The 22,350-nt window shown below is 55.3% G+C and carries 21 protein-coding genes, 1 tRNA gene and 1 pseudogene; 4 read left to right on the top strand and 19 right to left on the bottom strand.

The window, feature by feature from the left end:
- Nucleotides 1-162: 162 nt before the first annotated feature.
- The 7 genes from ACO0U8_RS01865 to ACO0U8_RS01895 form a co-directional block, all read right to left on the bottom strand.
- Nucleotides 163-1,119, bottom strand: a complete 957-nt coding sequence (locus ACO0U8_RS01865) for an oligopeptide/dipeptide ABC transporter ATP-binding protein (RefSeq protein WP_421670166.1) — start codon at nt 1,117-1,119, stop codon at nt 163-165.
- Nucleotides 1,119-2,138, bottom strand: coding sequence for an ABC transporter ATP-binding protein (locus ACO0U8_RS01870; RefSeq protein ID WP_421670167.1), 1,020 nt, complete (start codon nt 2,136-2,138; stop codon nt 1,119-1,121). The genes ACO0U8_RS01865 and ACO0U8_RS01870 overlap by 1 nt, the downstream gene beginning before the upstream one ends.
- Nucleotide 2,139: 1 nt before the next feature.
- Nucleotides 2,140-3,051 (bottom strand): D,D-dipeptide ABC transporter permease, encoded by a 912-nt coding sequence (gene ddpC / locus ACO0U8_RS01875; protein WP_056780896.1) that lies wholly within the window; start codon nt 3,049-3,051, stop codon nt 2,140-2,142.
- A gap of 3 nt (nt 3,052-3,054) precedes the next feature.
- Nucleotides 3,055-4,071, bottom strand: coding sequence for an ABC transporter permease (locus tag ACO0U8_RS01880; RefSeq protein ID WP_122095541.1), 1,017 nt, complete (start codon nt 4,069-4,071; stop codon nt 3,055-3,057).
- 62 nt (nt 4,072-4,133) lie between these two features.
- The gene (locus ACO0U8_RS01885) at nt 4,134-5,711 is read right to left on the bottom strand and encodes an ABC transporter substrate-binding protein (protein WP_421670168.1); all 1,578 of its coding nucleotides are present in this window, start codon (nt 5,709-5,711) and stop codon (nt 4,134-4,136) included.
- A 47-nt stretch (nt 5,712-5,758) separates the two neighbouring features.
- Nucleotides 5,759-6,340: a D-alanyl-D-alanine dipeptidase gene (gene ddpX, locus ACO0U8_RS01890; protein ID WP_421670169.1), complete on the bottom strand. Its 582-nt coding sequence runs from the start codon at nt 6,338-6,340 to the stop codon at nt 5,759-5,761.
- A gap of 27 nt (nt 6,341-6,367) precedes the next feature.
- Entirely contained in the window at nt 6,368-7,240 is an 873-nt protein-coding gene (locus tag ACO0U8_RS01895; RefSeq protein ID WP_056780909.1) for a MurR/RpiR family transcriptional regulator, read from the bottom strand.
- 395 nt (nt 7,241-7,635) lie between these two features.
- Between ACO0U8_RS01895 and ACO0U8_RS01900 the strand changes: the two genes are divergently transcribed.
- Nucleotides 7,636-7,711 (top strand) — tRNA-Asn (locus ACO0U8_RS01900).
- Between the two features lie 86 nt (nt 7,712-7,797).
- Here ACO0U8_RS01900 and ACO0U8_RS01905 read toward each other — a convergent pair.
- The 3 genes and pseudogenes from ACO0U8_RS01905 to ACO0U8_RS01915 all read right to left on the bottom strand — a co-directional run bounded on the left by ACO0U8_RS01905 (nt 7,798) and on the right by ACO0U8_RS01915 (nt 8,598).
- Nucleotides 7,798-8,100 (bottom strand): helix-turn-helix domain-containing protein, encoded by a 303-nt coding sequence (locus ACO0U8_RS01905; RefSeq protein WP_390975206.1) that lies wholly within the window; start codon nt 8,098-8,100, stop codon nt 7,798-7,800.
- Nucleotides 8,100-8,321 (bottom strand): annotated as a pseudogene (locus ACO0U8_RS01910) (type II toxin-antitoxin system RelE/ParE family toxin); the annotation flags it as partial. The gene ACO0U8_RS01905 and the pseudogene ACO0U8_RS01910, both read right to left, overlap by 1 nt.
- 124 nt (nt 8,322-8,445) lie before the next feature.
- Nucleotides 8,446-8,598 carry a Hok/Gef family protein gene (locus tag ACO0U8_RS01915; protein WP_072158177.1) on the bottom strand — a complete coding sequence of 51 codons (153 nt, stop codon included), beginning with the start codon at nt 8,596-8,598 and terminating at the stop codon, nt 8,446-8,448.
- 333 nt (nt 8,599-8,931) lie between these two features.
- Here ACO0U8_RS01915 and ACO0U8_RS01920 point away from each other — a divergent pair, with 333 nt between their 5' ends.
- Nucleotides 8,932-10,245 (top strand): NAD(P)/FAD-dependent oxidoreductase, encoded by a 1,314-nt coding sequence (locus ACO0U8_RS01920; RefSeq protein ID WP_421670170.1) that lies wholly within the window; start codon nt 8,932-8,934, stop codon nt 10,243-10,245.
- A 42-nt stretch (nt 10,246-10,287) separates the two neighbouring features.
- Here ACO0U8_RS01920 and ACO0U8_RS01925 read toward each other — a convergent pair whose 3' ends face one another.
- From ACO0U8_RS01925 to ACO0U8_RS01965, 9 genes are all read right to left on the bottom strand, one after another.
- Complete coding sequence (locus ACO0U8_RS01925; protein WP_056780917.1) at nt 10,288-10,944, bottom strand: methionine ABC transporter permease; 657 nt, start codon at nt 10,942-10,944, stop codon at nt 10,288-10,290.
- A complete protein-coding gene (locus tag ACO0U8_RS01930) occupies nt 10,925-12,079 on the bottom strand; it encodes a methionine ABC transporter ATP-binding protein (RefSeq protein ID WP_421670171.1) in 1,155 nt (384 codons plus the stop codon). The genes ACO0U8_RS01925 and ACO0U8_RS01930 overlap by 20 nt, the downstream gene beginning before the upstream one ends.
- Nucleotides 12,080-12,090: 11 nt before the next feature.
- Nucleotides 12,091-12,933 carry a MetQ/NlpA family ABC transporter substrate-binding protein gene (locus ACO0U8_RS01935; RefSeq protein ID WP_056780923.1) on the bottom strand — a complete coding sequence of 281 codons (843 nt, stop codon included), beginning with the start codon at nt 12,931-12,933 and terminating at the stop codon, nt 12,091-12,093.
- Between the two features lie 235 nt (nt 12,934-13,168).
- A complete protein-coding gene (opgB, locus tag ACO0U8_RS01940) occupies nt 13,169-15,475 on the bottom strand; it encodes a phosphatidylglycerol--membrane-oligosaccharide glycerophosphotransferase (protein WP_421670172.1) in 2,307 nt (768 codons plus the stop codon).
- 439 nt (nt 15,476-15,914) lie between these two features.
- Nucleotides 15,915-16,631 (bottom strand): ABC transporter ATP-binding protein, encoded by a 717-nt coding sequence (locus ACO0U8_RS01945; RefSeq protein WP_056780926.1) that lies wholly within the window; start codon nt 16,629-16,631, stop codon nt 15,915-15,917.
- Complete coding sequence (locus ACO0U8_RS01950) at nt 16,628-17,506, bottom strand: ATP-binding cassette domain-containing protein (protein WP_156362048.1); 879 nt, start codon at nt 17,504-17,506, stop codon at nt 16,628-16,630. The genes ACO0U8_RS01945 and ACO0U8_RS01950 overlap by 4 nt, the downstream gene beginning before the upstream one ends.
- A gap of 11 nt (nt 17,507-17,517) precedes the next feature.
- Nucleotides 17,518-18,810, bottom strand: a complete 1,293-nt coding sequence (livM, locus tag ACO0U8_RS01955) for a high-affinity branched-chain amino acid ABC transporter permease LivM (protein WP_421670173.1) — start codon at nt 18,808-18,810, stop codon at nt 17,518-17,520.
- Nucleotides 18,811-18,818: 8 nt separating this feature from the next.
- Nucleotides 18,819-19,733: an ABC transporter permease subunit gene (locus tag ACO0U8_RS01960; protein ID WP_056780933.1), complete on the bottom strand. Its 915-nt coding sequence runs from the start codon at nt 19,731-19,733 to the stop codon at nt 18,819-18,821.
- 80 nt (nt 19,734-19,813) lie between these two features.
- Nucleotides 19,814-20,938, bottom strand: coding sequence for a branched-chain amino acid ABC transporter substrate-binding protein (locus ACO0U8_RS01965; protein WP_056780937.1), 1,125 nt, complete (start codon nt 20,936-20,938; stop codon nt 19,814-19,816).
- 471 nt (nt 20,939-21,409) lie between these two features.
- Between ACO0U8_RS01965 and ACO0U8_RS01970 the strand changes: the two genes are divergently transcribed.
- Both ACO0U8_RS01970 and ACO0U8_RS01975 read left to right on the top strand, forming a co-directional pair.
- The gene (locus tag ACO0U8_RS01970) at nt 21,410-21,625 is read left to right on the top strand and encodes a YgdI/YgdR family lipoprotein (protein ID WP_056780940.1); all 216 of its coding nucleotides are present in this window, start codon (nt 21,410-21,412) and stop codon (nt 21,623-21,625) included.
- A gap of 34 nt (nt 21,626-21,659) precedes the next feature.
- Nucleotides 21,660-22,304, top strand: a complete 645-nt coding sequence (locus ACO0U8_RS01975) for a hypothetical protein (protein WP_421670174.1) — start codon at nt 21,660-21,662, stop codon at nt 22,302-22,304.
- The last annotated feature ends 46 nt before the right edge of the window (nt 22,305-22,350 follow it).

The raw sequence follows: 22,350 nt of genomic DNA on the forward strand, positions 1-22,350 counted from the left end.
GTCGGTGTGGGCCGACGCCCACGGTTTTGACCTTAAGGCCGGTGTGGGTGGCAACCCACGGTTTTGACCTTAAGGCCCGTGTGGATGGCAACCCACAGTTTTGACCTTAAGGCCCGTGTGGGTGGCAACCCACGACGTTGACCTTGAAATTAAAAAGCGTCTTTAGACCCGCTCCGGCATAACCCGATGACACCTCGCCACCACCCCGTCTGCCCCGCAGACAAGACCCTGCGGCATCTGGCAGCCGTCGCCGGCCAGCGGGCAGCGTTCGCGGAAATAACACCCCATCGGCAGATTTCGGTTACTGGGTAACTCCCCTTTCTTATCCACTATTCCGTCATCAAGCGCACGTCCCGCGCGGGGAACGGAATCGAGCAGCAACCGGGTATAGGGATGCTGCGGTTCGGTCAGCACTTTTTCTGCTGCACCCAGTTCAACGATTTGCCCCAGATACATCACCGCCACGCGGTCGCTCATGTGGCGCACGACGGATACGTTATGAGAAATCAGCACGTAGGTCAGATTGCGCTGGCGTTGCAGTTCTACCAGCAAATTGAGAATTTGCGCCTGCACCGAAATATCCAGCGCGGAGGTCGGTTCATCCAGCACAATGATGTCTGGCTCTGAAGATAACGCGCGGGCGATGGATATACGCTGACGCTGACCGCCGGAAAATTCATGCGGCAGACGGTCGAGGTATTCCTTACGGATGCCTACCTGTTCCGCCAGCGTGGCGGCCAGTTCACGGCGCTCGCGGCTGCTGTTGTGTTTTTGCACGAACACCGGCTCGGTGATGATCCGCCAGACAGGCAGACGCGGATCCAGCGACGATTGCGGATCCTGAAACACCATCTGCATCCCGGAACCGAACCACGAATTGTCGTGGCGCGCGCGGTGGATTTCCCCACTGCTCGGCTTTTGTAATCCCATCAGTAATTGTGCCAGCGTGCTCTTTCCGCAGCCTGATTCGCCGACAATCCCTAAGGTTTCGCCACGGATGATATTGAGATCCAGCCCGTTCAGCGCATGCACATAACCCGTCGGTTTACCGCGCCAGTTAAAGCTTGCGGGAAAACGTACGCGCACATCCTGGAGTTCGACTAACGCTTCATCAATCATCAGGAAAGCTCCTCAATCGGCTGGATGCGGATTTCACGCTGCGGATGCCAGCAGGCAACGGATTGCTGCGGATGCCGGGCCAGCGGGGTAAGTTCCGGCGTGGTTAAACAGCGGTCATCGGCATAATGACACCGCCCGCGAAACGCACAGCCCTGCGGCAGATTTGACAGATTCGGCACCGTGCCGGGAATGGCTTTCAGCAGGCTGCGGGGGGTGCCGTTTTCCGGTGCCGCCTGCAACAGGCCGATGGAATACGGGTGCGACGGCGTGTCGATCACATCCGTGGTATTGCCGCTTTCGATCACGTGCCCGGCATACATTACGTAAACCCGGTCGCACAGCTGCGACACCACCGCCATGTCATGGGTGATAAATAACACGGCGGTACCGCTGGCGCGGGCTTTGCGCTGGAGTAACCGCAGCACCTGACGCTGCACCGTGACATCCAGCGCCGTCGTCGGTTCGTCGGCGATAATCAGTTCCGGCTCGCAGGAAAAAGCCATGGCGATTAACACCCGCTGGCGCATACCGCCTGAAAGTTCAAACGGATAGCGGGACATCACCTGCTCCGCGTCGGCGATCTGCATGTCATCCAGTAACCCGATGGCTTTTTGCCACGCCTGCGCCTTGCTGAGTTTCTGATGCAGGCAGATGACTTCGCACATCTGACGGCCAATTTTGCGCGTCGGGTTCAGGGCGTTCATCGGCTCCTGAAAAATCATCGCTACGCGTGCGCCGCGCAAAGTACGCATCTGCTCTTCACTGGCGCGCACCACGTCGGTGCCGAGCATGCGTAATTCGCCGCCGGTGACGGTAAAACCGTCGGGCGGCAACAGGCGCATCGCCATCATCGCGGTGACCGATTTGCCCGAACCGGACTCACCGACCACGCCGACAATTTCACCGGCACTGACCGACAGTGACACCTGATTCAGTGCTTTTACTTCGCCGCCGTAGACCGGAAAGACCAGCTGCAACTTGTCGATTTCCAGTACCGGCCCGTGGGTTTGCTCAGTCATGTCAGCGCCCTCTGCTTTTCGGATCGAGCAGGTCGCGCAGACCGTCGCCGAACAGGTTAAAACCGGTGGCGGTGATCAGGATTGCCACGCCGGGGAATGCCGAATACCACCACTGATCGAGAATATAATTACGGCCGTTAGACACCATCGCGCCCCATTCTGCGGTCGGTTGCTGCGCACCGAGGCCGATAAAGCCGAGCGTCGCCGCCATCAGAATCGAGGTGCCGATATCCAGTGAAGCCTGCACCACCAGCGGCGGCATAACGTTGCGTAAAACGTGCCAGGTAATCAGATGCCAGCGCGACGCGCCGAATGTGCGCGTGGCCTGCATATATGCCTGATGACGCAGCATCAGCGTTTGCCCGCGCGCCAGCCGCACATAAAACGGGATGCGCACCACGGCAATCGCCAGCATGGCGTTAAACAGACTGGGCCCGAGCGCGGCGGCCAGCGCCATGGTTAATACCAGCGACGGCACCGAGAGCATGATGTCCATGCAGCGCATGATCAGCGCATCCACCAGACCGCCGACCACGCCGGAAAAACAGCCGAGCAACGAGCCAATGCTGCCCGCGATAATCACCACCGCCAGCCCTGCCGCCACCGACTGCTGGCTGCCAATCAACACGCGGCTGAACAGATCGCGCCCGACTTCATCCGTGCCAAACCAGTGCAGCGCGGAAGGTGCCTGTAGCCGGTCGGTCAGGCTGATGGCGTTCGGGTCGTGCGGTACCAGCCACGGCGAGAAAATCATGATGAAAAGCACGATCAGCATGATCGCCAGCCCGAGCAGGGTCAGCGGGCTGCGGCTCAGCAGATGGAATGTGCGCCGCCAGCTGGCGAAACGCGGTTTGACGTCCGGTGCCACAATATCGGCCCGGTGATTATTGACGCCCGGTTCAATCACAGACATGCCTCACCCCTCACGGCCAATGCGCGGATCGATCCACACATACAGTAAATCCACACACAAATTGACGATGACGTACGCAAACGACACCACCACCGCAAAGCCCATTACCGCCGGGAAATCCAGCGCCTGAATCGAATTCACCACGTACGCGCCCATGCCCGGCCAGGCAAAAACGGTTTCGGTCAGCACCGCGCCGTAGAGTAAATCGCCCATCGCCAGCCCGAGCACCGTTACCGACGGGATCAGCGCGTTCGGCAAGGCGTGGCTGAGGATCACCCGCCAGCGCGAAAGCCCGTTGGCACGCGCCGTGCGGATATAATCTTCATTCAGTTGCTCCAGCATCGCCGAACGAATTTGCCGCGCCACGATGCCCATATGGACGAACGCCAGCGTCAGCGCAGGCATCGCCAGGTGTTGCAGACTGTTCCAGAACGTCTCCCAGTTGCCGGTCAGCAGGGAGTCGAGCACATAAAAACCGGTGATATCAGCCGGAGGATCCAGCCAGTCGTCGAGCCTTCCGCCGCCCGGCAGCAGGTTCAGATGGCCGTAAAACAGGATGATGACGCCCAGCCCCAGCCAGAATGCAGGCGTGGAAATGCCCAGTACGGAAAGCAAACGCACCAGATGATCGGGAAATTTATTCTGGTATACCGCCGACAACACGCCCAGCGGAATGCCAAGCACAATCGCCAGAAACAGGGCGCTGACCGCCAGCTCCAGCGTCGCCGGGAAGAAGGCTTTCAGGTCTTCCAGCACCGGACGTCCGGTACGGATCGACGTGCCCAAATCACCGTGCAGCAAATCACTGACATAACGGAAAAACTGTACATACAGCGGCTGGTTCAGCCCGAGCTGTTCACGGATATGTTCGACCATTTCATTACTTGCGCGATCGCCCGCCAGTAACCGCGCCGGATCACCGGGGATCATGTGCGAAATGATAAAAGTGATCACGCAAACGCCCGCCATCACCAGTATCAGGCCCCAGCAGCGCTGGCGGATCAACGTCCAAAAAGTCATAGTGTTTTCCCCGTAAAACCCCCTTCAGATCCTGAAAGGGGCTTTCGTGAATGATGCCGCTGTTACTTGTGCATTTGCCCCACGTTGAACACCTGCTCCAGCATCGGGTTGAAAACAAAGCCTTTCACGTCTTTGTTCATCGCCACCTGATAGTTTTTCTGGAACAGGTAAACGTACGCCGCTTCGTCGATAACGATTTTCTGCGCCTGCTGGTAGTAACCGGTACGCTCTTTCTGATCGGTCACCGACACCGCTTTTTTCAGTAAGGCATCGACCTCAGGGTTAGCGTAGAAAGAACGGTTACCCGGCAGGCCTTTTTTATCGGACTCGAACCAGTAGTTCATGAACATGTACGGGTCAGCGAAATCCGGGCTCCAGTTACCGATGGAGATGTCGTAATCGCCCTGCCCGATGCGATCGCGCATGGTGGCATTTGCCAGTTTTTCCAGCTTCACGCTGATACCGGCCTGACCGAGGCTCGCCTGCACGGCAAGCGCGATAGATTCCCAGTTCGGATCGTTATCGGAATACAGGAAATCCAGCGTCTTCGGTTTCTCTTTGACTTTCTCCAGATCAGATTTGGCCTGCGTCAGATCTAAGGTGTATTGCTTCGCCGTCGGGTCGAAGCCCCACATGCCCTCAGAAATTGGCCCGCGCATCTGTTTGGCATTGCCACCGAGAATGCCTTTCACCATGCCCTGATAATCCACGGCTGAGGAAATCGCACGGCGTAAATCCACCTGATTGAGCGGCGTTTTGGCATTATTGAGATAGAGATAGGTTACGCGCAGCGACGGGAATTCCTCGACAGCAACGTTGCCCTCTTTCTTCAGTGCCGCCAGCTGATCCATCGGCAGGGAATCGGCGATATCCAGATCGCCACGCGACAGCTGCAGGCGGCGGGTGGCGCTTTCACCGATAATTTTCACGGTCACGCGTTTGAACGCCGGTTTCGCGCCGTTGTAGTGCGGGTTCGGTACCAGCACCAGTTGCTGACCTTTCTGCCAGCGATCCAGCTTGTAAGGGCCGGAACCGGCAGTATGACCGGCCAGCCACGCCTTACCTTCGTCGGCAGGATTGGCTTTGGCAATCGCCGGGTTGACGATGCCTGCGCCGTCATTAGCCAGCGTGTAGAGGAATGGCGCGAACGGCGTTTTCAGCGTAAAGGTGACCGTCATCGGATCCACCACCGTCACCGTCATATCTTTCGGGAAAGCTTCCGACGGACCCTGACCGATTTTCATCAGACGCTCAAAGGACCATTTCACCGCGTCGGCATTGACGTCGGTGCCATCGTCAAATTTGGCGCCGGGCTTGAGTTTAAAGGTCCAGACCAGTTGATCGGGTGAAGCCGTCCAGCTTGCCGCCAGATCGCCTTCCACCTGCGTTGAGCCTTTACCGTCTTCGGTTTTGTACTGCACCAGACGCTGATAGGCCGGATAGGTCACCGTCCAGTCGTTGTTGTCAATGGTCACCGCCGGATCCAGCGTTTGCGGATCCGCCGCTTTACCAATCACCAGCATGTCTTTCGGCACGGCGGCCTGGGCGGTAAAACTTAAGCCTGACAAGGCCAGAAAAATGGCACCGGCGATCTGTGTCTTTGTATTTTTGCGAAACGTGTTGATTGCTGTGTTGCTCATCGGAGAACTCCTGGCTCTGTCAAAAAGTGATAAGAGACGTGCAATGATTACGCGGCATTCACCGGCGGAAAGCAGCCGAACCGCTCTTCCAACAACGGATACGTTTTGGCATCCGGTAATTCAAAGTGCCACCACTCGCTGGTGATACCTTTAAAGCCGCCCGCCGCCATCACTGCGTTAAGCAACAGGCGGTTACGCTGAATGTGCGGCGGTAAATCCGGATAAAACGGGTGCGAGATTTCGGTCATTTCATCAAAGCCCGCGCCCATATCCACCACATTGCCCTGCTCATCCAGCAGAGTCAGATCCACCGCCACCCCGCGGCTGTGGTGCGAACCGAGTCTGATATCCACCACATAATCCGGGTTTGGAAAGGCCGCCCACAAACAGGCCTGCGCAGCCTGTGGCCGGTAAGCGTCGTAAATTTTCAGGGTAAAGCCGGCCAGTTTTGCCACCTGGTTACAGCGCACCAGTGCAGCAGCGGCATCAGGGTGTAACAGGCAGCGCGATTCGCGATAAATCGGCTGACCGGTCAGGTTATCTGCCGTGGCATATTTCAGGTCGATGACGGCATCGGGTAAAACCTCTGCCAGATCGATCAGGGCGATATCAGGTGTTTTCGTGTTCATCAATAAATCTGTCCGCTGGTGTGAAGGTTAGGATTCAAATTGTCCAAGCTGTTTTTGTAAAATCCGGTTATTCGCCAGACGCTGCTCCACGTCGTTACCGCGCAGTTCGAGCACCGCCGAACACAGCAGGTTGAACAGGCAACTGAGTGGCGCCATCGAATCCCAGAACTGGCCGGTGTCGGTTTTCACCTGCAACAAATCCACCGGATAATCGCGCGCCCACGGGCAGTAAATGTCGGTGATCAGCGCGACATTCAGCCCGCGTTCGCAGGCCGCTTCGCAATAGGTTTGCGCCATTTTTGAATACGCTCGGGTGTCGGTGACCACCAGATAAGGCTGCGCGAATTCCGAATTCAGCGATTCAACATAGGTGCCGGAAAGGCCGTCGGCGAAATAGACTTTCGGGCGTAAGTATTCGAGATAACTGGAGAAATTGTTGGCAATGCCGCGCACGGATTGGATCCCGAGAATGAATACGGCCTCCGCATCAGCCAGACGCCGGCTGATCTGCGCAAAGCTGTCGCTCTGTGCCAGCTGATACACATGATTGATGGCTTCAAGTTCGAGCGTCAGTGACTGCCGGAGCTTTTCCTGCTGCGGCTGTTTGCTGCGCTCGCGATACGCGCCAAGGCGGTCGGTCACCACCCACGGCTGATAGGCGGTGCCGCTTTGCAGGCGCAGCGTTTGCTTGAAGTGATCCAGATTGCGATAGCCCAGGCTGCGCAGATAACGCCCGACGGAAATGCCGCTGGTCGCTGCGCTGCGCGCGATGCTGTCCGCCGTCTCAAACGGGATCTGCGCCAGATTTGCCAGCAGATAACTGGCGATGCGCTTGCCGGTTGGCGTCTGCACGGCGAACGAGGCTTCGATTTGTTCAATCACATCCTGCGCTGGCTGCATTGGTTAACTCCGTGTTGCTTTATTGTCATAAAACTAGCTCTTGTTAGTTAAATAACAATGCACGGGGTGTGCCAACCCCGAGAAATGAGCGAAATTTGTGCAGCAGATCTTGAATCAGGGGGCGTTCAGGCCGGAAAGTCGCTAAAAACCCGGCCTGGTCCTTTTACAGAACCGCCGGATGAGCGAGAGGTGCACAACAAACAGGCAGCTTGTGTGTACTTTTAGTGCATCCTCCGCGCACGCAGAGGCAGATAAGGCGTTTTGAGGACGAGGAATCAATCACTTTGTCTTAATAGTCAACAGGTTGGATGTTAAGAAAGCAGTCGGTCATCTTTTTTCGTTAACCCTTTGACATGCCCACGGGCAGTCGTTATTATTCGCCCCGTTCAAACGATTCCTCTGTAGTTCAGTCGGTAGAACGGCGGACTGTTAATCCGTATGTCACTGGTTCGAGTCCAGTCAGAGGAGCCAAATTAGAAAAGCCCGCTTAAGGAAACTTAAGCGGGCTTTTTGCATTCTGATTATGTGCACGAATTCGTGCAGGTCAGGCCATGCGGTTACATCGCAAATTCAAAATGAGTGCCATCCGGCAAATCGATTTCCAGGCGCAACTTGCCACCTGCTGCTTCAACATAACGTTTCAACGTCGACAATTTCAGGTCACGGCCCGGCTTTTCCATACCGGCAACCGTAGGCTGTTTAATGCCCAACGCTTCAGCCATCTCACATTGTGTTTTATTCATTCTTTCACGCAGTTCGGCCAGCTCAAGGGTAATCAAAATATCAACGGCCATCGCCTGCGCTTGTGCAGCAACTTCAGGTTTTACGGATGCCAGTAGCTGTTCAAGAGTTCTGCTCATTAAGGCAATTCCTTTTCTTTTATCGTATTCAGGTGCCGTGTAAATTCATTGTCGGCGACCGGTATCATGACTTCATAAAATCGTTTTTCATTACCCACTTTGTTTCCCGCGCAAAGTAAAATACCTCTGCGCAAAGGATCAAAAGCATAAAACGCCCGAAGGGGATCGCCCTTACTTTGGATGCGCAATTCTTTCATATTGCGATGCCGGGAGTGATTCACAAGTGGGACGTTTCCAATACGGAATACAGCTTCCAGAATAGGCAGGGTAATGTTAAAGAATGGGTGCCTGAGGCCAACATACGTCGACAACAACCAAAAAGGTGGGGCGAACCCCACCTTACGGTTAGCTCTTAATTTCGTAGCTTAAGACTGCCGCAATTTCTGTTTTCCCCTGCTTAATATGCAATTCGCACAGCGAATCACGCACCATCCAGGTCCAGGCCAGCAATGTGAAACAAACCACGATGAGTCCGTGTAACACAAGCTTTCGCGACATCTTGCCCTCCGTTGCATTTCTGCTTTTAAGAGGCTATCCTCATGTTGTCTAGGCATGAAGTGATAGCCTCGGGTTGATTGAAAAATCTCCTCGGGGCTTTCTTCTTATTATGCCTTGAACAACTATTATGTCTTTTACAACGCTGCTCAAGCCAGATAAGCCTCAAGCACCCGCGCGCATTCTATCAAGTTAACCCTGCCTGATTTTCGTTCACTTTGTCCTAATTTTAACCGGCCCTTACTGCCCCCTATATCGTTATGTCTAATCCGCATTAGACATCTATACGTCTATCCATTAGGATCGAACCACCTGGGATAACGACCTCACATAACGATGAAAATTAAACATTTACCTCTTGATCAGAATATTAATGGCTGGGCTGCCGTGCGCGGTAACACGCCCCGCCATCCGGCGTTGCACGGTAAAGTAACCGCTGACTGGCTGGTGATTGGCGCAGGGTTTGCCGGGCTGGCGTTTGCCCGCCGTATTGCGGAGCTTCGCCCGCATGAACACGTTGTCGTGCTCGAAGCGCTGGATGTCGCGGATAACGCCTCTGCGCGTAACTCCGGTTTCGTGATTGACCTGCCGCACACGGTTGGCAGCACCTCCGCAGAGCTCGAGCAGGCGCAGACTTACCGCCGTCTTTTACAGTTTGGTCTTGCGCATTTGAAAGAAACCGTCGATCAGCACGGTATTGAATGCGACTGGCAGAACGCCGGGAAATATCACTGCGCGGTGAGCGAACAATTTGATGATGACATCGCGCACTATCAGGACGAACTCACCACGCTGGGCGAACGTTTTGAACGGCTGGATAACGCAGCGCTGAAACAGCGTCTGGGCACTGGTTTTTATCGCAGTGCGGTATATACGCCCAACTGCATTCTGGTGAATCCGGCTGCGCTTATCAGCGGACTGGTGGCGACCCTGCCCCCGAACGTTACCGTCTATGCCAATTCTCCGGCGTTGCAGATTGATACACAGGGCGCGATCCGGGCTGAAACCCCGCATGGAGAAGTCCGGGCACGCAAACTGATGCTGGCGATTAATGGCGCGGCACGCGGATTACCCTTGTTTAAAGGCAACGTGTTTGCCATGTCGACGTTTGCCACCCTCACTCAACCGCTGACGCCGGAACAACGCCAGCGGATCGGGGATATTTCACCCTGGGGCTCAACACCGGTGAATGCGCTGGCGGGCGCGACGCTGCGCTATACCGCCGATCATCGTTTCCTGATCCGCGAGCATGTTAATTTCACGCCGGGTCTGGTGACCGGTGCGGTAGAAACCGGCCGCCATGCGCGACGCCATCAGGAACTGTTCGCCCGCATTTATCCGCAGTTGCAGGACGTCAATATGGCCTATACGTGGTCGGGGTTGATCAGCATTACGCGCAACGGTGCGCCGGTGTGGGGGAATCTGTCGGAGAATGTCTATTCTTCGGCGGGATGCAACGGCTCCGGCAGCTCAAAGCAGAGCGCCTTTGGCCGGTTGCTGGCGGATCATGCGGCGGGAGAAGATCACCCGCTCCTGGCCGATATGCATACGGTCGGACGCGCCAGTTATCTGCCGCCGCGCCCGTTCCTGGATATCGGTGTGAAAGGGTTTATGGCGCGTGAACGCTGGCGCTCACGCAGCGAAATGTAATGACGGAACGGGCCGGTCGCCATTCACAGACGACCGGCTTTTTTAATGGCGTTTATCGACGCGTGCCACGATGCGATCGCCCAGCCACTGAATGCCGCAGACCATGACAATCAGCACCACAATCACTTCAATCATCACCACCGTTTCAAAACGCTGATAGCCGTAACGGATTGCCAGATCGCCCAACCCGCCTGCGCCGATAGCCCCCGCCATCGCCGAAGCCCCAATCAGCGCCACCAGCGTCACCACGAACCCGGATAAAATACCGGGCAAGGCTTCCGGGATCAGCACGTCCCAGACGATGCGCAGTTTACTGGCGCCCATCGCGCGAACGGCGTCAATCAGGCCACGATCGACATCGCGCAGAGAGACTTCGGCAACGCGGGCAAAATACGGTGTCGCCGTAATGGAGAGCGGCACAATGGCTGCCCAGGTGCCGAGCGACGTGCCGACCAGAAAGCGCGTTACGGGGATCAATGCCACCAGCAAAATGATGAAAGGCAGTGAGCGGAAACCGTTGATGACCAGCCCCAGCGAGCGGTTGACCCAGCGGTTTTCGGCAATGCCGCCAGGGCTGCTCATCACCAGAATCAGACCAAGTGGCAAACCGGCAATCAGTGAGAACAGCCCGGAGATGGCGGTCATCAGCAGTGTTTCTTCGACAGCGTTAATCAATAAATCAAGCATTACTGGAGACATAGCCTGTCAGCTCCACGGTTGCCTGGTGCTGGTGCAGCCAGTGTAAAACAGCCTGCTCTGACGCCGGATTATCAACCGGGACAGAGAAGAAAAAACGCACCACGGCGTAATGCTGAATATGGTCGACGCCGCCCTGAATCAGACGGAATTGCCCCGGCAGTTCCGCCGCCATCAGTGTGAGGATCTCGCCCTGACGGCCTTGCCCGGCATAGTGCACGCTGTAAATCGCCTCGCCCTGACGTACCGGCGAAAGCTGTTCGGCCAGCGCTTCCGGCAACTGGGGCAGTAATCCCTGTAAAAGCGTGCGCGTCAGCTGAGATTGCGGATGAGCAAACACCTGCCAGACCGGCCCTTCCTCAATGATTTCCCCGGCGTTAATCACCGCCACCCTGTGGGCGATTTTTTTGATCACTTCCATCTCATGGGTGATCAGCAAAATGGTGATGCCGAGTTTTTGATTAAGGGATTGCAGCAGCGCCAGAATGGATCGCGTGGTTTCCGGATCGAGTGCCGAGGTGGCTTCATCGCAGAGTAATAATGCCGGGTTGGCGGCCAGCGCACGGGCAATACCGACACGCTGTTTTTGCCCGCCGGACAACGCCGCCGGATAGTTTTTGGCTTTATCTTCCAGCCCGACCAGTGCCAGTAATTCGGCGACCCGCGCCTGGCGGCGTGCTTTGTCGTAACCGGCAATTTTCAGTGGCAGCGCGACGTTTTGCTCAACCGTTTTGGCCGACAGTAAATTAAAGTGCTGAAACACCATCCCGACGCGGCTGCGCACCGACTGCAACGCTTTTTCGCTAAGGCCGGTGATGGTGTGTCCTTCGATTTTGATCACGCCATCATCAGGTTGTTCCAGTCCGTTAAGGCAGCGGATCAGGGTCGATTTCCCTGCCCCGCTGCGACCGATAAGGCCGAGGATCTCTCCCCGTCTGACGGTTAACGACACATCCTTGAGGGCCTGCGTGTTTGCGAAACGGCGGTTGACGCGGTGCAGTTGCACCACGTCTTCAGCATGTTCAGCCGCGCCTGTCCGTTCAGCTCTTACGAACGCATTCACCTGCGCTTCCCCGGCGTAATGTTCATCGGCGGAAGAACCGGTAAAATGCGCGTCGATCTCAGAGATAATCGTCATGCTTTACATCCTTACCAGGCCGTGACGCCGGTGCCTTTATAGACCTTATCAAACACTTTTTTCACGTCGTCGTTCTGGTAGGCGGCAACTAATGTTTTCACCCACGGCGCATTGGCGTTCTCTGTTTTTACTGCAATGAAGTTGTTATAAGGATTGCCTTTTACCGGCTCCTGCGCGATACGGTCAGCCGCCGTCAGGCCGCTTTTCAGCGCCCAGTCAGTGTTGACGATTGCCGCGTCCAGATCCGGAACCGAGCGGCCGATAATGCCGGAATCCAGTTCTTTGATGGTGACGTGACGCGGGTTCTCAATGATGTCTGCGGTGGTCGCGAAAATACCCGCGCCCGGTTTCAGTTTAATCACGCCGGACTGTTGTAACAGGATCAGACCACGCGCTTCGTTAGCCGGATCGTTTGGAACGCCGATCACCGCGCCTTCTTTCAGCTCATCAGCCGTTTTCACTTTTTTAGAATACAGGCCAATCGGCCACACAGCGGTGTAACCCACGCGCACGATATCGTAATGATTTACTTTGATCTGATTATCGAGGAATGGCTGATGCTGGAAGGCATTGGCGTCCACTTCGCCGTTTTGCAGCGCTTCGTTAGGCTGGTTGTAATCATTGAAGACCACCGGTTTCACGGTCAGCCCTTTCGCGGCCGCCTGCTTCACCACTTCGCGCCAGACATCTTCGTCTTCGCCGCTGATGATGCCGACTTTAATGGTGGTTTTATCCGCCGCCTGCGCCAAAGAAAGCGGAGCAAGAATGCCGCTTGAAATCATGACAGCAGACGTCGCTGCCAGTAAAAATGCACGGTTAACGCGGGTCTTGGTTTTGTTGAATGTTGTCTGCATCGGTTATCCCCAAAAGTATTGATGAGAGGCCTGCACATGGCTGTGATTTTGTGCAGGAATTTGGCGAGTATACCGATCGGCTTATTTCTTTATAATATTGTTTAAGAGATACATATTCCTGAATTGAATATGTAAAATGGCATAGTAAAGCGATAAAAACGATAAGGATTTTGCGCCAAGATGACGGCCAATAAAAAACCCGCCGCAGCGGGTTTTTGTCCTGATGACTGAGGCGTTATGACTGCGGATCGACCGGCTGAACCTCCAGCGACACCATACCGATACCGAGTTTACGCGGCAGGAATCCGCCGCTGGTGCCCTCGGTCGGTTCTGTCGGTGACGGTGGTGTGATAACAATACTTTGCGCCGCACCGGGGTTGGTAAACTGCAATTTCACCGTTCCGTCTTTATCGCCAAAGGAAGCAAACTGCTCCTGATCGCCGACGCGCACAGACACCGGTTTATCAATGTTATTGCCATAGGCTCTGGCGCGGATCACCACGTCAAAGGTGGTCGGCAGAGGTTTGACGTAATCAATTTTCACCGACGGCGCCAGATTAGCGTCTGACCAGCGGCCCCAGTTTTCCAGCGCAGAAATACCGGTAATGGCTTTCACCTGCTCCGGCATCCCCGGCAGCATGAAGGCTATCGCCTCAGATTTATAGGTGGTATCGGCATCATCCACGTTCAGCATTTTTACCGTCTGCTGATAAATCGCGTTGCTGCCGGACGTATCCTTCACAAAATCCACCTTGCCTTTAAAGGTATCGCCCGTTGCCTGCACGATGCCCGGGCGTGCTCCGAGGTTGCCGGAAGCCACGCAAAGGCCAGTATTGAGCGCCAATTCAGGTGCCCAGACGCGGCCCATTTCGTAGCATTTATCGACCCAGACAAAGTTGTCGCTGGTGGACAGCGTGGACAGCTGTTTTTTCAGCGGCGTGGATAAATAGACGTCAAACATCGGTTCGATCTTGTCACTGGTGACTTTCAAAATGAACGGCGTTTTGATGGTCATACCGGAGAACGTGAAACTGTTTTCCTTGTTACTGACGGTGTAATTTTTGATGCTGTTCGGGAAGCCCCACTGTTTAATGACCGCCGGTTTCCAGGCGTTGACTTTGTCATCGATATTGAGGAACTGCTCGGTCATTGATGTCGCAGAAATCCCGCTGCGTCCGAGCCCGATGAAGTTGTCACCGCCCATCATATCCAGCACGGTGGCACCGTTATCCAGCGTACTGCGCTTCGCGGCATTCAGATCACCCACAGGTTTGCGGCCATCGAGCACGAAGAACAGATCTTTGCGGTTCTGTTTGGTCAGAATGTTGTAGGCGGTGTTGTTCATCGCCAGATGATCGGAAGACACCACAATCAGGGTGTTGTCGTAATAGCCCGACTTTTTAATTTTATCGATAAACGCCGCAATCAGTTCCTGACTACAGGACACCGCGCTCAGAGACTGATTCGGTTTGCCGGTGACCGGATAGGCTTTGCGCGTGCAGCCGCGGGAAATAAAACCGTCCGGGTGGTGCGTATCCACGGTCAATGTGAACAGGGAGAATGGCTTACCCGCTTTACTCAGTTCGATGAATTTCTTGTACACCTCGTCGAGCAGCGTGTCGTCGTACCAGCCCCAGTCATTTTTGTACGCCGGATCGGCAACGGTTGGACGCAGTTCATTGTAGCCGTACAGGTGGTCAAAACCGTGGGATTTCAGGAATGTGCCTTTCCCGGCAAACGCCAGTTCAGCCCCCTGATAGAAGTAGTTGGTGTAACCCGCGCCTTTAAGCACATCGCCCAGACAGACGTTTTCAGGGTAGAAGGTCGCCAGCGCGCTGGAGGCGTTGCCATCAAACGGCGCGAACAGCGGGATCCCGCATTGTGAAGCGACCATGCCGGCAATGGTGTAACCGGTGCCCGGCAACTGGCGGGTGTTGGTGAAATCCGTGCTTTCCGCCTTGTGACGGCTTAATTCGGTGGTCAGCCCCGGGAAGACCTTTTCATCGAAATAGGTGCGTTCCAGACTTTCGCCATAGATATAGACCAGATTAGGCTTTTTCTCGCCCTTCACGGCTTTCACCGGCACTTTGTAATACGTATCGAAATCCGCGCCACTGCCGGACATTTGCGTTTTCACCAGACGGGAAATGTTCTGGAAGGCCTGAGTCGAGCCGACGGAAAACACCGCCAGCATCACGGCCAGCACGCTGTAAACCCAGCTGCTGCTTTTTGCACGGCGCTGCCTGAGGCCCCAGGCCAGCAGCCAGAACACGATGACCAGCCCGGCCAGCAAGCCGAGGAACGGCAGGATATATTTGTTCAGTCCGGCGCCTTTAAGGCTGCTGGTCACGGTGTACAACACCGCATCGGTGATGCCTTCACCGGTGAAATAATTACTGCCAATCAGGATCACGTTCAGAATGACGTAAAGCCCTAAGAAGAACAGCACCAGCGAAAACCAGATACGACCGGCCGACGCCCGTGTGACGTAGAAATAGATAGAGGAAAGAAATAAAACAAATGAAAGCCACTCAGAAGCCATTTTTAGCGCCCTGTCTGATTAAAAAAAATAAACACTACGAACGAGTCTGCTGTTTGCCAGCAGCGCCGACGGTTCAATTCATCGAGTAAATGACCCGTTTGTCATTCACTTCATCCCTGAGACAGGAAAATTTTGTGCCAAAAACGGGTTGCGCTATATAGCCTGTTGAACATCCGGGGGTCAACGCCCTGATGCTGTTTTATGTCACTGATTTATCCGAATAAACCATTTTTTCACAAATTCGTGATGCTTATCTCTGCATGATACCGCAAAGATGTAACCTGCCGTTCACTAAATTGTAGGAATTGCATGATACGGGAATAGTATGAGTGAAATGTGGAGGGAGCGTTTGAAATGAGAAAAATTCAGGAAAAAAACGCTAAAAAAAAACCCGCGATGCGGGCATCACGGGCGTCACGACGGGCAACAAAATGACCCTTTACACGCCGCCTAAGTAAGCCTTTCGCACCTCGGGGTTGACCAGTAAAGCCTCGCCGCTGCCGCTCAGACGGATCTGCCCGTTGACCATCACGTAGGCGCGATCGGAGAGTTTCAGTGCGTGGTGCGCATTCTGCTCCACCAAAAAGATTGTCATGCCGTTTTTCGCCAGTTCGCGCAGGATCTGAAAAATCTGTTTCACGATAATCGGCGCGAGCCCGAGACTGGGTTCATCGAGCAGCAACAGTTTCGGGCGACTCATCAGCGCCCGCGCAATCGCCAGCATTTGTTGTTCGCCGCCGGACATGGTCATCGCCCGCTGTCTGCGTCGCTCTTTCAGGCGGGGAAACAAATCAAACATGGATTGCAAATCCTCAGCCGCGTGTTTATTGCCGACGGGAATGGTGCCCATCAGCAGGTTCTCCTCGACGGTCATATCCGGAAACACCCGCCGCCCTTCCGGCGACTGGGCAATGCCCGCTGCCGCCACGAAGTGCGTGGATTTGCGGCTGATATCTTCGCCGCGAAATAAAATCTGCCCGCTGCGAATGCGCGGCTGCCCGAAAATCGACATCAGCAGCGTCGATTTCCCTGCGCCGTTCGCGCCGATAAGCGCCACGGTTTCCCCCTGACTGACCTCCAGCGACACCTGTTTCAGCGCCTGAATGGCACCGTAAAAAACGTCCACGTCACGAAACTCCAGCATTGCATCGCTCATAAGCTGACCTCGTCGTCTTCATCAGCACCCAGATATGCGGCAATGACTTTCTCATTATTCTGAATCGCCTGCGGCGGTCCTCCGGCAATCACATCGCCATGGTCGAGCACAATAATGTGGTCTGAGATCTCCATCACCATGCCCATGTCGTGTTCAATCAGCAGCACGGTGATCCCGTGGTGGTCGCGCAGGAAGCGGATGATTTTGCTCAGCGTGCGCGTTTCCACCGGATTGAGCCCGGCGGCCGGTTCGTCTAGGCAGATCATTTCCGGTGCGGTACACATGGCGCGGGCAATCTCCAGCCGTCGCTGCTGCCCGTAAGACATCTCCCCCGCCAGGCGGTTGGCACAGTCCACCAGCTCGACCACTTCAAGCCAGTAAAATGCCCGATCCAGCGCCTGATTTTCTGCCCGGCGATACCCCGGCGTATTGAGAACACCGGCGATAAGATTGCGGTTGGTTTGCATGTGCTGCGCCACCAGCAGGTTTTCGACCACCGACATTTCCCGAAACAGCCGGATATTCTGGAAAGTACGCGCCAGCCCGGCGCGGTTAACCAGATGCGTGCCGCCAAACATTTTGTAGAAAATACGTTTGCCGAGCTGCGCCGGTTTTATCCAGTCGTCGGGCTGGAATTTCTGTCCGAGCACCTGAATCACATTGGTCGCGCCCCGGCGGGTGTGCAGCGAAATGGAACCGCCGGTGGCTTTGTAGAAACCGGTCAGGCAGTTAAATACCGTGGTTTTACCGGCACCGTTCGGGCCGATTAACGCGGTGATCGAACCGCGCTTAACGTCCAGGCTGACGTCATTGAGCGCCCTGATGCCGCCAAAATGCATCATCAGATGGTCAACGCTGAGGATGCTGTCGTTCATCACCGCTGAATTCATGGCGCAACTCCTTTACGCACGGCAAACCCGCTGCGGCTGATGCGGATTAACCCGCGTGGCCGCCAGATCATCATCACCACCATCAGCACACCGAACAACAGCACGCGGTATTCGGCAAAACTGCGCAGCAGCTCCGGCGCGACGGTCAGCACAAAGGCCGCCAGCACCACGCCGATGGTCGAGCCCATACCGCCCAGCACCACAATGGCGAGGATCAGCGCCGATTCAAAAAAGGTGAAAGAGGTCGGATTCACGAAACCCTGATAGGTGGCGAAAAACACACCCGCGATACCGGCCGTCGACGCGCCGAGCGTAAAGGCCGAAAGCTTGACCAGCACATGGTTCAGCCCCATCGCGCGGCAGGCAATTTCATCTTCACGCAGCGCTTCCCACGCACGGCCAATCGGCATACGGGTCAGGCGGTGCTTGATAAACAGCACCAGCAATACCACCAGAACTAGCACCGCGTAGATGAAAATAAACTTCATGTTGGGGTTGTAGGTCAGATGGAAAAACTCATGGAAAGGCACGCCGCCCTCTTTCGCCCGCCTTCCGAATTCCAACCCGAAAAACGTCGGCGCAGGCGCAGAAACGCCGTTCGGCCCGCCGGTGAAAGACAGCCAGTTGGTGAGCACCAGACGGATGATTTCGCCAAAGCCCATCGTGACGATCGCCAGATAATCGCCGTGCATGCGCAGCACAGGAAACCCCAGCAATGCGCCTGCCAGTGCAGCCATCACCGCCGCCAGCGGCAGCATTGACCAGAACCCAAGGCCGAGATACTGATACCCGAGTGCCAGCCCGTACGCGCCGATGGCGTAAAACGCCACATACCCTAAATCCAGCAGCCCGGCCAGACCGACCACGATGTTCAGCCCGAGGCCGAGCAGCACGTAAATCAGCCCTAAAATCGCCACGGTCAGAATGTATTTGGTGGCGACGAACGGGAAGCATATCGCCAGCGCGATTAACAGGGGCAACACCCAGCGCAGGCTGCTTTTGTGATCCGCAGGCCGGACGTAAACACCCGCGCTGTCACGTTCAAAACGCGCGCGCATGGTCTGCCCGGCAGCCGTTTCCAGAAAGGCACTGAGCAGAAAGCGACCGGCCATTACCGCAGCGATAATCCACACCAGCCGCTGGCTGTGAAAGTTGAAACTGTACCCGTCGAGCACCACGCCCACTACCGGCCCGAATATGATCAGGGCGACCAGCCCGGCAAAAATGGCATCCAGCAGGCAGCGTTTGAGCGAGAAGCCGTGATCCGCAACAGCAGTTTGTGACGTCATATTTTCCCTCACACTTTAGTCACTACCGGGCGACCCAGCAGGCCCTGCGGGCGGAAAATGAGGATCACCACCAGCAATCCAAAAGAGAAAACATCTTTGTAATCGGAATTGACCATGCCGGAGAATTGCGCTTCGGCAATGCCTAAAATCAGCCCGCCGAGCATCGCACCCGGCAAGGAACCGATCCCGCCCAGCACCGCAGCAGTAAAGGCTTTGATACCGATGATAAATCCGGCGTAGAAATCAAACGTGCCGTAATTCATGGTGACCAGCACGCCCGCCAGCCCGGCCATCGCCGCACCAATCATAAAGACCAGCGAGATAATCCGGTCCGTGTTGATGCCCAGAATCGAGGCCATTTTTCTGTCCTGCTGCACCGCGCGACACATACGCCCGAGCCGGGTGTGGCTAATAATCCATGACAACACCAGCATGCCGACAAATGCGGCCACCAGAATGAACAGTTTGGTGTAGGTCATCTGGACAAAACTGTCGCCGATATGAAAACGCAGCGCGCCATCAAACATCGTCGGAATACCCTGCTGGCGCGGCCCCTGACTGATTTGTGCGTAGTTTTGCAAAATCAGTGACATGCCGATGGCGGAAATCAGCGGTGCCAGACGCGTGGAATTACGCAACGGTTTATAGGCGATGCGCTCAATTGCCCAGCCGTAAACGCCGGTGACCACAATGGTAAAGACCAGCGTGCCGAGGATCAGCAGCGGAAAAGAGTGCACCCCGAAGAAGGAAAGCAGCGCCAGCGCGATGGCGCAGAGGTAGGCAGAAATCATATACACTTCGCCGTGAGCAAAGTTAATCATGCCGATGATGCCGTAAACCATGGTGTAGCCGATGGCGATCAACCCGTAGACGGCACCCAGCGTAATGCCATTGAACAGCTGTTGCAGGAAGAATGAATCCATAAATACGCAGTCTCTTTTTTTGACCGCACCCCAATAAGGGCGCGGTCTGACACAGATCAGAACGGGCAAATCGAGATGATTTATTCCTTCACTTCCTGATACTTTCCTTTGTCATCCCATTTATAAACCACGTAATCAGAGACTTTCAGGTCGCCTTTACTGTCCCAGGATTTTTTACCCATGACGGTATCGACGCTGTTGGCTTTCAGCCACGCGCTGGCTTTGGCGGAATCGCTGCCGCCGGTGGCTTTGAAGGCGGCGGCAATCGCCTGTACGGAGGCGTAGGAGTAAAGGGTGTAGCCTTCCGGCTCGAATTTGTTGGCGCGGAATTTATCGATAACTGCTTTCCCTTCGGCGATCAGACGCGGGTCTTTGCCGAAAGTCATCAGAATGCCGTTGGTGTATTGCGGACCGCCTGCGGCAGTGACCATCTCTTCGTTGACGATACAGTCGCCGGAGAAGAAGGTGGCCTGAACGCCCTGCTCACGCATCTGGCGCACCAGCGGACCGGCTTCAGGATGGCAGCCGCCGAAGAACACCACATCCGGTTTTTGCGCACTGATTTTAGTCACCAGCGCGTTGAAGTCTTTTTCGCCGCGCGATAAACCTTCATACATCACTTCTTTCACGCCGCGTTTGTTGAGCGCCGCTTTGGTGGCATCCGCCAGACCCTGACCGTAGGTGTCTTTGTCATGAATAATGACCACTTTTTTGGCTTTCAGTTTGTCGATGATGTAATCGCTGGCCACCAGCCCCTGCTGATCATCGCGCCCGCACATGCGGAACATATCGCTCATGCCGCGTTCGGTGATTTGCGGATTCGTGGATCCGGGTGTAATGGCGATGATCCCGGCGTCGTTGTACACCTCGGAGGCAGGCATGGTGGAAGAGGAACAGAAATGCCCGACCACGGCCTGCACTTTATCCTGATCGACTAAACGGTTGGCGACGGCGACCGCCTGTTTCGGTTCGCAGGCGTCATCGCCCTGCACCAGTTTGATTTTTTCGCCGTTGATCCCGCCTGCGGCATTAATGTCTTCTGCCGCCTGCGTTGCGCCGTGCCAGTATTGATCGCCATAGGTGGCATTCGGGCCAGTGAACGGGCCTGCGACACCAATCACAATATCTGCCTGCGCGGAAAACGCCGTCACCAGACAACCTGCCAGTAAAAGAGAGAGTGGATTTCTTATAAATTTCATCGACATCATCATGTTCCTTAGAAGCCTGTTTGAGCAAAATGGTTTAGTAAAAACGCCTGAGCGTAGTCGTAAATCCTGTAGCAAAAACACGAACAAAAGCACTGAAATGGAGTAGTTGAAATTTCCTGGGGACGACGGCGGGGTTTCCTTACGGTTTTGCCAAAGGTGAAAACCTTAAGCAAAATTGCTGCCAGTGTTGCAATGTGTGACTGAACAGCAGGTCATGTTGAGTATAGAGCGCGTGGCGGCCAGCTCTGAGGCAAGTTGCAGAAACAACGGTCTGATCACATCGCACCGTGCTGGTGCTGAAAACAGGCGAAAAAGGGCCACGCCGCCCTCGCGTGCACCACGATGAGACGCAGAGGATCTTGCCCGGCGGCTCCCGCTCTTACGCTTGCTGACATTTTTATTCTTTGCATGTTCATGGCGGTTGTTTTGTAATGCGGGCAGATAATTGCAAAGGGAAACAACTGAACAATGAAGAAATTATCCTGCCTGACGGCCGTGGTTTTGGCCCTGACACTCTCCGGATGCGCCGGTGATTACGTGATCAACACCAAGGCCGGTGACCAGTTTTTCGCCCACGGCGAACCGGATCGCGACCGTGATACCGGCATGACCAGCTACACCGACATGAACGGCGATTATCATCTGATGAACACCAATGATATTGCCGGGATTGTGAAGAAGTAGCGGCAGAAAATCTGCAGGCAACATAAGGATCACGATGTTCCGTAAAATTCAGCTAATGACATTCCCTTCCGTGGTCATTTCGGTATTTTTTCTGACAGGCTGTCCACCTGCTGCGGAGTACACCCAGTGGCAACGCCCCTCAACCACCGAAGAGGCTGTGAAATCGGCCATGACTGAATGTGGTGATCCGGTTGGCCTTTCAATGAATACCCTGCCCGAAAACGAACAGGCGTTGCAATTCCTGTGCATGCAACACAGGGGTTTTACCCGTAAAGACGGGTTTGATTTTTGTCAGGTCATGCCCGAACTTCCGGCTTGCGTCGAAAAAAAACAGGGGCATCCGCTCAGCCAGTCCCGGCTCGAAGCGCTGCCCTATCATGCCGATGAAGGGTTCTACCCGATAAATCCGGACTCCGGCAGGTACGAGGACATGCAGGTCACCTGGCGTAAAGTGGGCGCGCCAAGGGGGTTCTCAACGCAGGTTCCTAATAACCGGGAAGCGTTGCCGTTCATGTACGCCTGCGGCTATCCCAAACCCCTCGGGTCAAATCTGAATGTCGCCAGCATCGGAAGTACCGCCAAAGCGCAACGCTGCATGATTGATCACGGCTTTGAGCCAAAGGACAAATTGATGCTGGTATGCAGGGCTTACCCGCAGGTGACGGGCTGCAAAGCGTAAAGGTATTGCCGGCTCCTGGTGTTGAGTTGATATGCCACGTGCCTCT

The organism is Rahnella sp. EDr1-12 (assembly GCF_049206505.1).
Lineage (GTDB): Bacteria > Pseudomonadota > Gammaproteobacteria > Enterobacterales > Enterobacteriaceae > Rahnella > Rahnella rivi.

Coding starts and splice junctions, on each gene's coding strand:
- ACO0U8_RS01905 (WP_390975206.1), bottom strand. CDS start 8,100: ATGAGCAGAACTCTTGAACAGCTACTGGCATCCGTAAAACCTGAAGTT.
- ddpC (WP_056780896.1), bottom strand. CDS start 3,051: ATGTCTGTGATTGAACCGGGCGTCAATAATCACCGGGCCGATATTGTG.
- ACO0U8_RS01870 (WP_421670167.1), bottom strand. CDS start 2,138: ATGACTGAGCAAACCCACGGGCCGGTACTGGAAATCGACAAGTTGCAG.
- ACO0U8_RS01935 (WP_056780923.1), bottom strand. CDS start 12,933: ATGCAGACAACATTCAACAAAACCAAGACCCGCGTTAACCGTGCATTT.
- ACO0U8_RS01920 (WP_421670170.1), top strand. CDS start 8,932: ATGAAAATTAAACATTTACCTCTTGATCAGAATATTAATGGCTGGGCT.
- ACO0U8_RS01970 (WP_056780940.1), top strand. CDS start 21,410: ATGAAGAAATTATCCTGCCTGACGGCCGTGGTTTTGGCCCTGACACTC.
- ACO0U8_RS01945 (WP_056780926.1), bottom strand. CDS start 16,631: ATGAGCGATGCAATGCTGGAGTTTCGTGACGTGGACGTTTTTTACGGT.
- ACO0U8_RS01950 (WP_156362048.1), bottom strand. CDS start 17,506: ATGAACGACAGCATCCTCAGCGTTGACCATCTGATGATGCATTTTGGC.
- ACO0U8_RS01915 (WP_072158177.1), bottom strand. CDS start 8,598: ATGTCGCGAAAGCTTGTGTTACACGGACTCATCGTGGTTTGTTTCACA.
- ACO0U8_RS01965 (WP_056780937.1), bottom strand. CDS start 20,938: ATGTCGATGAAATTTATAAGAAATCCACTCTCTCTTTTACTGGCAGGT.
- ACO0U8_RS01925 (WP_056780917.1), bottom strand. CDS start 10,944: ATGTCTCCAGTAATGCTTGATTTATTGATTAACGCTGTCGAAGAAACA.
- ACO0U8_RS01930 (WP_421670171.1), bottom strand. CDS start 12,079: ATGACGATTATCTCTGAGATCGACGCGCATTTTACCGGTTCTTCCGCC.
- ACO0U8_RS01880 (WP_122095541.1), bottom strand. CDS start 4,071: ATGACTTTTTGGACGTTGATCCGCCAGCGCTGCTGGGGCCTGATACTG.
- ddpX (WP_421670169.1), bottom strand. CDS start 6,340: ATGAACACGAAAACACCTGATATCGCCCTGATCGATCTGGCAGAGGTT.
- ACO0U8_RS01895 (WP_056780909.1), bottom strand. CDS start 7,240: ATGCAGCCAGCGCAGGATGTGATTGAACAAATCGAAGCCTCGTTCGCC.
- opgB (WP_421670172.1), bottom strand. CDS start 15,475: ATGGCTTCTGAGTGGCTTTCATTTGTTTTATTTCTTTCCTCTATCTAT.
- livM (WP_421670173.1), bottom strand. CDS start 18,810: ATGACGTCACAAACTGCTGTTGCGGATCACGGCTTCTCGCTCAAACGC.
- ACO0U8_RS01975 (WP_421670174.1), top strand. CDS start 21,660: ATGTTCCGTAAAATTCAGCTAATGACATTCCCTTCCGTGGTCATTTCG.
- ACO0U8_RS01885 (WP_421670168.1), bottom strand. CDS start 5,711: ATGAGCAACACAGCAATCAACACGTTTCGCAAAAATACAAAGACACAG.
- ACO0U8_RS01865 (WP_421670166.1), bottom strand. CDS start 1,119: ATGATTGATGAAGCGTTAGTCGAACTCCAGGATGTGCGCGTACGTTTT.
- ACO0U8_RS01960 (WP_056780933.1), bottom strand. CDS start 19,733: ATGGATTCATTCTTCCTGCAACAGCTGTTCAATGGCATTACGCTGGGT.